The following is a 9,238-nucleotide window of genomic DNA, read 5'->3' on the forward strand; positions in this document are numbered from 1 at the left end:
TTTTTCTACGCTATGTTTGATCACTTACTTACTGTGATTGGTATTAGCTTTACAAGTAAACGAACGCTAAAGAAAAAGGCACCCATTGGGTGCCTTTTTTGATCGTGTTCAGTCTAGTGATTAAAGTGAATGCTAACCAAGAGATTATTCTGCTTGGTGGATACTCTCTTGAATCGTCAAACGTACTTCAAGGTAAAGCATTGAGTAGAGAAGTTTAGCGAATTGCTGAGTCTTTTCTAAATCACAGTTACCATCGTTATCCAGATATTGCTGCTGTTTCAGAGTTGCGAACATCGACGCAAACACGCCTTTATCGAAGAACTCCGGTGCGTTGATACCTTGTAGGCGACCAAGTCGCTGTGCGATGTCTTGGCTCTTCTGCTCAAGGTCTGACTTATCTAGATCAGGATTCTCTGCCAATAGGTTCAGAGCAATCGAGTAGCGCTGGAGCGTTTCTGAAATCGTACGGCCTAGTAGCATCAGTGCTTGGCTGTTTGACTGGTTGATTGTTACTTGGTTGTTCGACACAACAAGCATGCCTTGACCGACTAGCTCATTGATGATGTTCGCAACCACGCTTTCAAGCTGATCTTCGTCGTAGCTTAAAAACAACTCTTTCTTTAAGAATGGGTAGATAGCTGCAACATTTTCTTGAATAGCGTCGATTGATAAACCGTGCTGACGAATGGTCATCTGAGCGATCAATGATGGCAATGCAAACAAGTGAATGATGTTATTACGGTAGTAGGTCATCAGAATCGATTGGTGACGATCAAGTGAAATGATGTCGCCCATAGTGTCTGATTCAATTAAGAACTTGTTCAATGACTCTGCGTGTTTTACTAAGTCTTCAGCGCTGTCTTTAGGCACTGTGAATGTATCTGAATAAGGCACATTCTTAAGTAAAGACAGGTAGCAGTTGATCTGAGAAACCAAAGAGTCACGAGACAATGCGCGCTGTCTTGAAGCCAATAGTGCCGTTGCACAAAGAGTCAGGGCATTGGTCGCTGCCGCATCGTTAATGTGCGTCATCATTTTGGTTGCCAAGTCATTAACCACCGGGTTCATCCATTGTGGTTTGCTGGTTCCCATTGGGTCGATATCTTTAGTCCACTCAGGAGCATGTTCGTTCAGATATTGGTTAAGCTGAATTGGCTCACCGAAGTTCACGTAGCCTTTACCAAAGTTACGCAGCTTACGAATCGTACGAATCACTAGGCTCGCGTTTTCTTTCTCTTTACGCTTACCACGAAGTTCTTTCGCGTAGGTCGCGACTTCCATTACGTGCTCATAGCCGATGTATACAGGAACCAAAGTCACCGGACGGTTCATGCCGCGCAGCATGGCTTGGATTGTCATCGCTAGCATGCCGGTTTTCGCCTGCAATAGACGACCCGTACGAGAACGACCACCTTCACTGAAGTATTCTACTGAGTAACCTTTAGCGAACAGTTCGGCTAGGTATTCACGGAAAATCGTTGAGTAAAGCTTGTTGCCTTTGAAACTACGACGAATAAAGAACGCACCACCATGACGGAAAATAGGGCCGGCAGGGAAGAAGTTCAGGTTGATACCTGCTGCGATGTGCGGAGGCACCATGCCTTCATGATAAAGTACATAAGAAAGCAGTAAGTAATCCATGTGACTACGATGACAAGGTACATAAACGATCTCGTGGCCATCTTGAGCCAGCTTACGAACGGTTGAAGCGTTGCTGATATGCAGGCCTTGGTACAACTTATTCCACAACCAACCAAGAATCTTTTCACCGCGTTTGATTAGCGAGTAAGAGAAGTTAGCTGCGATCTCGTCCATGATGTCTTGAGCTTCTTTGCTCGCTTTCTCTATGGAAATATTTTTTGATTCAGCTTCATCTTCTATCGCCTTTTTGATTGCTTCTGACTTTAGCAGGCGGTCGAACAGAGCTTGGCGGCTTGGTAGGTTTGGCCCCGATGCTGCAAGCTTTTGACGAGAGAAGTGAATGCGTGCCACGCGCGCCAGTTTATGCGCGATGGTGCTGTCGGTACCGTGTGAGTTAGCCATGTATCGTAGAGATACCACTGGGCTAAAGCGAACCAGACAGTCACGACCTGCTAGCAATACAGCTTTCGATTTCTCTAAGCCGTTCATTGCTTGTAGGTAAGGCTTCTGGTTATTCTCTTTACCAGGTTTACGACCCCACAATACGGTGGCAGGGATAACTTGAATGTCGAGCTCAGAGTCTTCTGCATGCAGTGAAAGCAGTTCAGAGAAGACTTCAATTGATGAGCTTGGTACATAATCATCGTCTTGCAGTAGAGTTTTGCGAGAAGAGATAAAAACGTAGCGTTGCAGTGATTTGCCATTGATTTCAAGTTTGCTCAATGGATCAGGCAACCCTAGTTCAAGTGCATGTTTTTGCAATGTAAGAATGTCGACACTTGAGCGAAACGGTAAGGCGTATACAATCGGTTTGCTCAAATCAATGTTCAAATCCTCTACAGGGTTTGAAGGGATTGATGTGCTCTTTACCAATAGGGATAAAGGTAGCTTCATTAATGAACGTGAAAAAGATTGTCCAGAAGACATATAGGTTCACTGCCTCAATAGTTATTTCAATGTGCTCAAGCGTATCTCTATTTCTATAATGAGAGGATAAATCCTATGAGTGAAATAGGGATAAGCCTAGGCGTAAATTTAATCGATGCAAGAATACCAGAAACTGGTCTAACCTTTTAATGGAAATAGTCATATTGCCGTTAAGTTTGTGGAAAATCATTCATCGACTGATTGAGTATAGGGTTAAAAATGACCAAAAAATCAAACACCGGATTCAAACGTATCATCAAAGCGGCGGGCTTTTCATGGCAAGGTATCACGAGCTCGTTTAAAAACGAGGCTGCATTTCGACAAGAAGTCTTCATGGCCGCAGTGCTTATTCCGTTGGCGTTCTACTTAGATGTAAACCAAGTTGAGCGAATCTTGATGATTTCAGCCGTCGTGTTGGTGATGGTTGTCGAGTTGATCAATACCGCGATTGAAGCGGTCGTTGACCGAATAGGTAGCGAACATCATGAGCTTTCTGGGATGGCGAAAGATGTTGGCTCAGCTGCCGTTTTTATCTGTTTAGTATTAGCTGGTTACGTGTGGTTAGAGATCTTATTTTTGTAATTCGCTAAAAATGAACTAAAAACAACCAATTGCTTTGCTTTTGTTCAGTTACTGGATATACTCACAGTCAACTGTATAAAAAGACAGGTGAATCATGAAGCCGTTAACGCCCCGCCAGCAACAAGTTTTTGACCTTATCAAAAGTAAGATCGAAGATTGCGGTATGCCACCGACTCGTGCAGAAATCGCACGTGAACTTGGCTTCCGCTCTGCAAATGCTGCAGAAGAACATTTGAAAGCTCTTGCTCGTAAAGAAGCGATTGAGATTATCCCGGGTGCGTCTCGCGGTATTCGTATTTTGCTTGAAGATGCAGCGAACGAAGAGCAAGGTTTACCATTAATCGGTCAGGTTGCCGCTGGCGAGCCTATTTTGGCTCAAGAGCATGTAGAAATGCATTACCAAGTTGACCCCGGTATGTTTAAGCCACAAGCTGACTTCTTACTTCGCGTAAATGGCGAAAGTATGAAAGACATCGGTATTATGGATGGTGATTTACTGGCCGTGCATAAAACACAAGACGTGCGTGATGGACAAGTTGTCGTGGCTCGTGTCGATGATGATGTAACGGTAAAACGCCTAGAACGTAAAGGTTCAACGGTGCTGTTACACGCTGAAAATGAAGAGTTTTCTCCTATCCATGTCGACCTAGAATCTCAACACTTGTCTATTGAAGGACTTGCGGTTGGTATTATTCGTAACACGGACTGGATGTAGTCAGTGCAAACAGCTTATTGATATTTACTCTCAATAACTTGTTATTGTAATTGATATTCATTATCATCTTCTTTGTTGAGATACAAGGAAGATGATGATGCCAAACCCAACCAAACCTCAAATGAAGCCGCTTATTCGTAAGTCGCACACCTATGATCAAAAGGCTTCTTCTGATCTCGGGTCTGCACATCAAGAATTCCAAGTTCCGACCAATCTCGTTCAACATCTTTGGTTTCGTAGTCGTGAAAGCCTAGCCGATGACGGTCTCGTTTATGATCCTATCGCAGCTCAAGCCTGCAAACGTTGCCAGCTCGCACCAGAATGTCTTACTGGTGAGCTCGATCAGCAACAACTTCTCTACGCAACACTGACTCAACTTTGTGACTCTCAAGTTCAACAATTTCTATCTCACAACCCAGATGCTTGGATCATCAATGTTGGGGCTGGGCTCGACACCCGTTTCTACCGTTTAGATAATGGCCGCTGTCATTGGGTTGAGCTCGATGTGACCGAGAATCTGCTTTGGCGACAACGTTTGTTCCACAAAAATGAACGCTATCGTTTGGAGTGTGGCTCTGTTGATGACTTAACTTGGTTAGATGAACTTAACATCCCAGAGCAAGCGTCGGTGATGGTGGTATGTGAACATGCTTTGCTGGATTGTAATGAACAACAGACGGCGAACTTTATTCAGTCTCTCAGCCGCTACTTTACTCATGCACATGCGTGTTTAGTATTAGCTGGAGATAAAAGCTCTAGCGCTCTTGGGCAAAAGCTCGGTTCTGGAAAGTATGCGCATGGCCTATCTTCTCCGGTAGACAGCGTTCTTAATTGGCTGCCATGGACGCAATGGGTAAAAGCGTTTTCTCCCCTAGACCAGCAATGCAATCGTTGGAAATTGTGGCAGCGATTATTGTGTAAGATCTCTCAGGTCAAAAAGCGTTTAACGCCACAGTTAGTGCTTGTTAAGTGGTAGTGCTAGCGGCTCTGTTGGCAGGTATCTGAATATTTGCCTCGTTATAGCTATTCGTTATAGATAAAAGGCAAGCGCCCCCCACACCATAGTGAAAGCCCACTCACTAGGTTAAACTATCGCCTCTAATCTAAGAGGTGATCGTGAAGTTATTTAATCCCCAAACTATTTTTCAAACGTTATCCAATCAGGCGATGCACAAAAAAGTGCTGTTGCTCGCGATCCCGATGGTTCTTTCTAATATTACGGTTCCACTGTTGGGCTTAGTCGATGCTGCGGTTATCGGTCATCTGGAACATTCTTGGTATTTAGGTGGTGTGGCGCTGGGTGGCACAATGATCAGCGTGACCTTTTGGTTGCTTGGTTTCCTACGAATGTCGACGACGGGACTGGCCGCGCAATCTTATGGGGCGAACGATGGCAAGCAACTTGGTTTAGTCTTTGTGCAAGGCGTGACCATGGCACTAGGGTTTGCTGGTTTCTTCTTGCTATTGCATAGCTTTGTTGCGGATGCGGTTTTCTCTCTGAGTAGTGCCAGTGACCAACTGAAACACTATGGTCAGCAATATTTCTCTATCCGAGCATGGAGTGCACCTGCTGCGCTAACTAACTTTGTAATTTTAGGTTGGTTGCTCGGAACCCAAAATGCTAAAGCGCCAATGTGGATGGTGATCATCACCAATATCACCAACATCGTTTTCGATATTGTATTTGTGATTGGCCTCGGCTGGCAAGTGGAAGGCGCAGCATTGGCATCTGTAATGGCTGATTATGCTGGTTTAACATTTGGCCTGATTTGTGTTTACCGAATCTGGGTGAAGAAGCAGTTACCATCGCCATGGGAGCTGCTTAAGAAAACCAGCCAAGGTTTGAGTCGTTTCGTAAAACTGAATCGCGATATCTTCCTTCGTTCACTATGCCTACAAGCGACTTTCACTTTCATGACCTTCCAAGGCGCAAGCTTTGGCGATGATGTTGTCGCAGCCAATGCGGTGTTGATGAGCTTCTTGATGATAATCTCTTATGGGATGGATGGTTTTGCCTACGCAATGGAAGCGATGGTCGGTAAAGCGATAGGCGCGAAAGATAAAGATGAATTAAATCAGTCGTTGATTGGTACCTTCTTCTGGAGCTTCAATATTTGTTTGGTTCTAACCATAGTGTTCGCGATCGCTGGGTCTAATCTAATTAATATGATCACCACCATCCCAGATGTAAAAAGCCAAGCTGAGGTGTATCTGCCTTGGTTGATCGCAATGCCACTGGTTTCAATGTGGTGCTTCTTGCTGGACGGTATCTTCGTGGGCGCAACCAAGGGCAAGGATATGCGCAATAGCATGTTCGTGGCGACCTGCAGCTTCTTTGTAATTTTCTACTTGGCCTCAGGTTTAGAAAACCATGCGCTGTGGCTAGCAATGTTGAGCTTTATGGCGATGCGTGGCATTGGTCTTGGTGTGTTGTTTGTTTCTCAGTGGAAGAAAGGAGAGTTTCTCGCTTAGCTTACATAGCTTAGTTCAGGGAACAAAAAATAAAAACAGCAAGCTCATGGCTTGCTGTTTATGTATTTGGCCTACAGGTGGTCAAATAGTCCTGTTGGTTCTTTGTTTAGAACAAACGGTTAAGTCCGTTAAGCGCTGCGACGCGATACGCCTCGGCCATCGTCGGATAGTTAAAGGTAGTATTCACAAAGTACTCGATGGTATTTGCTTCACCTTTCTGCTCCATAATCGCTTGGCCGATATGGATGATTTCAGCGGCACGCTCACCAAACACGTGGATACCTAAAATCTCTTTAGTTTCACGATGGAAAAGTATCTTCAAGCTACCAATATCTTTACCTGCAATTTGAGCGCGAGCTAAGTGCTTGAATGAAGAACGTCCCACTTCATACGGCACTTTAGCTGCAGTAAGCTCTTGCTCGGTTTTACCGACAGAGCTGATCTCAGGAATGGTGTAGATACCTGTTGGGATGTCTTCGATAAGGTGTCGTTCTGCTTCACCTTTCACTACAGCTTGGGCCACAAATCGACCTTGGTCATAAGCAGCACTTGCTAGGCTAGGATACCCAATCACATCACCGACAGCGTAAACATGTTCAACACTGGTTTGGTAGTTGCTGTTGACTGATACTTGTCCACGAGAGTCCGCTTCTAAGCCAACCGCACCAAGGTTCAGTTTATCAGTATTACCCGTTCGACCATTGGCATACAGTAGGCAATCGGCACGCATTTTTTTACCTGACTCTAGGTGAATGATTACACCATCATCTGTTCCTTCAATTTTCTCAAAGGTCTCATCGTTACGAATAACAACGCCACTGTTCCAGAAGTGGTAAGAAAGTGCATCTGAGGTTTCGTTATCTAAGAAGGACAACAGGCGATCGCGAGTATTAATGAGATCGGTTTTAACGCCTAAACCGCGAAATATAGAGGCATATTCACAGCCGATAACACCAGCACCATAGATGATGATGTGCTGAGGATCGTGTTTAAGAGAAAGAATCGAATCGCTGTCGTAGACACGTTCATGCATGAAGTCGACGTTGTCTGGCTGATAAGGACGAGAACCTGTCGCGATAACAAATTTGTCTGCGCTGTAGTGTTCTTCAGTACCGTCGCTTTGCATTACGGAGATCGTGTGGGTATCGATAAAACGTGCAGTACCGAAGACTAACGTGCATTGGTTGCGATCGTAGAAACCTTGGCGCAAGCGAGTCTGTTTGTCGATGACCGATTTAGCATGCCCCAGAATATTGGAAAATGTTGAGTGGATACTTTTATTGTTCTGACAAAACAGAGGGTTACTGTTGAATTCAATAATACGACTTACGGCATGACGCAGTGCTTTGGAAGGAATGGTCCCCCAGTGGGTACAACCACCACCAACGCTGCTCTCTTTTTCAATGATAGCAACGTTCAATCCGGCTTTGGTTAATCCCATCGCTGCCCCCTCTCCTCCGGGGCCACTACCAATTACGATTACATCAAAGTGGTTGGAGTGCGACATAGATATCTTCCTTGTTATATTTGATTAACATTGCTTTAGCGAGATTTTAACTGATTCTGTTCTTGGGTACATGAAAAGGGCATCAGAGAGTCGGTGAGATCACGTCATGCTACTGAAAAAATAATATTTGGTATGTCGTATGTCTCCAAATGACGGTGCGGATATTGAAATGTTTTCTTTGAACGTATTTACTTCGATACGTGAACAAAGAGGTGTGTTTAGTGTCTTATATAACCAGAGTGCCTTATATAAGTAAGTGATTCGCGTTATATTGAATAGAGTATTAGACATGCCTGTTTAGGCTGTAAAAGAAGATGTTGATAAAGTATGAAACCAATGGGCATTCGCGCACAGCAAAAAGAAAAAACTCGTCGTAGCTTAATCGATGCGGCATTTAGCCAACTCAGTGCCGATCGTAGTTTTTCTAATCTAAGCTTGAGAGAAGTCGCTCGTGAGGCTGGAATAGCTCCGACTTCCTTTTATCGCCATTTCAAAGACATGGATGAGCTTGGCTTAACCATGGTCGATGAAGGTGGCTTATTGTTGCGTCAGTTGATGCGTCAAGCTAGGCAACGCATAGTAAAAGAAGGCAGCGTGATTCGCACATCGGTTGAAACCTTTATGGAATTCATTGAAAGCAGCCCAAACGTATTCAGACTGTTATTGCGGGAGCGCTCAGGAACTTCATTTGAGTTTCGTGCAGCGGTAGCTCGTGAGATACAGCATTTCTCTGCTGAGTTAACCGAATATTTGATTACAACAGGAATGACAAGAGACGAAGCTTTTACTCAAGCGGAAGCCTCCGTCATCTTGGTTTTTAACTCAGGGGCAGAAGCATTAGATTTAGATCGACGTCAGCGAGATGAATTGGCTGAGCGTTTGATCATGCAATTGCGAATGATGGCCAAAGGAGCTTTTTGGTATCGTAAAGAACGTGAACGTAACCGATTAAAAGGCGGGATTGAATAATGTCGAATGAAAATAATACTGTAAACCGTGGTTCTGAAAGAAAGACACTCGTACTTGCTGTTGTAGCAGGTGTGTGTGGTGATGCACTGTTATCTTGGGTAACAATGAGCGAAGTGGGCTTCTCTATTTTCCCGCTGATTGCTTTAGTGTTGGCTGTACAAGCGCTTTACCAAGAATACCTAACTAACCCTGTATCTGAAGATATCCCACTAGTAGGTTTAGCTTGTTTCTTCGTGGGTGCATTTGGCCACTCGGCTTTCGTGAAAGCACAACACCCAGACGCTGGCTCAAACTTCTTCGCGATTATTGTCGCGATGTTGCTTCTTGCATGGGTAGGTAAGAAACTAGGCTTTATCGGTAAAACTGCTTAAACCAACGTATAAATAAAAAAACGAGCCAATTGGCTTAATGCCGTTCACTTAAGA

General features: G+C 44.4%; 8 protein-coding genes. 6 read left to right on the forward strand and 2 right to left on the reverse strand.

Features of this window, described 5'->3' with window-relative positions:
• Positions 1-144 precede the first annotated feature (144 nt).
• Positions 145-2,568, reverse strand: coding sequence for a glycerol-3-phosphate 1-O-acyltransferase PlsB (gene plsB / locus AB4407_RS20275; RefSeq protein WP_372121776.1), 2,424 nt, complete (start codon positions 2,566-2,568; stop codon positions 145-147).
• Between the two features lie 219 nt (positions 2,569-2,787).
• Between plsB and AB4407_RS20280 the strand changes: the two genes are divergently transcribed.
• The 4 genes from AB4407_RS20280 to dinF all read left to right on the forward strand — a co-directional run bounded on the left by AB4407_RS20280 (position 2,788) and on the right by dinF (position 6,337).
• On the forward strand, positions 2,788-3,150 hold the full coding sequence (locus AB4407_RS20280; protein WP_139686114.1) for a diacylglycerol kinase: 363 nt from the start codon (positions 2,788-2,790) through the stop codon (positions 3,148-3,150).
• Positions 3,151-3,244: 94 nt separating this feature from the next.
• Positions 3,245-3,865 (forward strand): transcriptional repressor LexA, encoded by a 621-nt coding sequence (gene lexA / locus AB4407_RS20285; RefSeq protein ID WP_009848249.1) that lies wholly within the window; start codon positions 3,245-3,247, stop codon positions 3,863-3,865.
• A 97-nt stretch (positions 3,866-3,962) separates the two neighbouring features.
• Entirely contained in the window at positions 3,963-4,841 is an 879-nt protein-coding gene (locus AB4407_RS20290) for a class I SAM-dependent methyltransferase (RefSeq protein ID WP_372121777.1), read from the forward strand.
• Positions 4,842-4,981: 140 nt separating this feature from the next.
• On the forward strand, positions 4,982-6,337 hold the full coding sequence (dinF, locus tag AB4407_RS20295) for an MATE family efflux transporter DinF (protein ID WP_372121778.1): 1,356 nt from the start codon (positions 4,982-4,984) through the stop codon (positions 6,335-6,337).
• Positions 6,338-6,443: 106 nt separating this feature from the next.
• On the opposite strand, the gene sthA is transcribed toward dinF, so the two are convergent.
• A complete protein-coding gene (gene sthA / locus AB4407_RS20300) occupies positions 6,444-7,844 on the reverse strand; it encodes a Si-specific NAD(P)(+) transhydrogenase (protein WP_009848252.1) in 1,401 nt (466 codons plus the stop codon).
• 327 nt (positions 7,845-8,171) lie between these two features.
• Here sthA and fabR point away from each other — a divergent pair, with 327 nt between their 5' ends.
• Entirely contained in the window at positions 8,172-8,813 is a 642-nt protein-coding gene (gene fabR, locus AB4407_RS20305) for an HTH-type transcriptional repressor FabR (RefSeq protein ID WP_010438693.1), read from the forward strand.
• The gene (locus AB4407_RS20310; protein WP_004736696.1) at positions 8,813-9,184 is read left to right on the forward strand and encodes a YijD family membrane protein; all 372 of its coding nucleotides are present in this window, start codon (positions 8,813-8,815) and stop codon (positions 9,182-9,184) included. Before fabR ends, AB4407_RS20310 begins: the two co-directional genes overlap by 1 nt.
• Positions 9,185-9,238 lie beyond the last annotated feature (54 nt).

The organism is Vibrio sp. 10N.261.46.E11, from assembly GCF_041472735.1.
Lineage (GTDB): Bacteria > Pseudomonadota > Gammaproteobacteria > Enterobacterales > Vibrionaceae > Vibrio.

What these genes read in the sequence shown, in the direction of transcription:
- plsB (WP_372121776.1), bottom strand. Translation starts at nt 2,568, where the DNA reads ATGTCTTCTGGACAATCTTTTTCACGTTCATTAATGAAGCTACCTTTA.
- AB4407_RS20280 (WP_139686114.1), top strand. Translation starts at nt 2,788, where the DNA reads ATGACCAAAAAATCAAACACCGGATTCAAACGTATCATCAAAGCGGCG.
- lexA (WP_009848249.1), top strand. Translation starts at nt 3,245, where the DNA reads ATGAAGCCGTTAACGCCCCGCCAGCAACAAGTTTTTGACCTTATCAAA.
- AB4407_RS20290 (WP_372121777.1), top strand. Translation starts at nt 3,963, where the DNA reads ATGCCAAACCCAACCAAACCTCAAATGAAGCCGCTTATTCGTAAGTCG.
- sthA (WP_009848252.1), bottom strand. Translation starts at nt 7,844, where the DNA reads ATGTCGCACTCCAACCACTTTGATGTAATCGTAATTGGTAGTGGCCCC.
- fabR (WP_010438693.1), top strand. Translation starts at nt 8,172, where the DNA reads ATGAAACCAATGGGCATTCGCGCACAGCAAAAAGAAAAAACTCGTCGT.
- AB4407_RS20310 (WP_004736696.1), top strand. Translation starts at nt 8,813, where the DNA reads ATGTCGAATGAAAATAATACTGTAAACCGTGGTTCTGAAAGAAAGACA.